This window comes from Bordetella sp. 15P40C-2 (genome assembly GCF_009763235.1).
GTDB lineage: Bacteria > Pseudomonadota > Gammaproteobacteria > Burkholderiales > Burkholderiaceae_B > Bordetella_A.
Genome location: NZ_WSJA01000060.1, coordinates 1 through 290 on the forward strand (window position 1 = coordinate 1; position 290 = coordinate 290).

Sequence of the window (290 nt, forward strand, 5' to 3'; positions counted from 1 at the left end):
GATAGAATCGATTGGGGACATCAGCATTGTTTCCTTTAGACAGGTTCTTCGCAAAAACAAGTCTAATGAATGCTGGTCGTCCCCCGTTTATGATGTAGAGCCCACTGAGCCAAGACTCTCATGCGGTAATTCTCAAAATTTCTGAACCCAAACGCCCGGCGCGAGAGCATTTCCATCTTCGTGTGGAAGCCCTCGGTAATCCCGTTGGATTTAGTGAACCGCCACATCCGCACGATGGGCTCGAGCCACGATAGTAACGTCGCCGCCAGCGCCTTGGCTGGACTTTGCTC

1 protein-coding gene is annotated in these 290 nt (G+C 51.7%); it reads right to left on the minus strand.

The features are described from left to right. Window positions 1-62: 62 nt before the first annotated feature. The coding region (locus GOQ25_RS19090) for a transposase (protein ID WP_160352058.1) at window positions 63-290 on the minus strand (228 nt) is incomplete at its 5' end.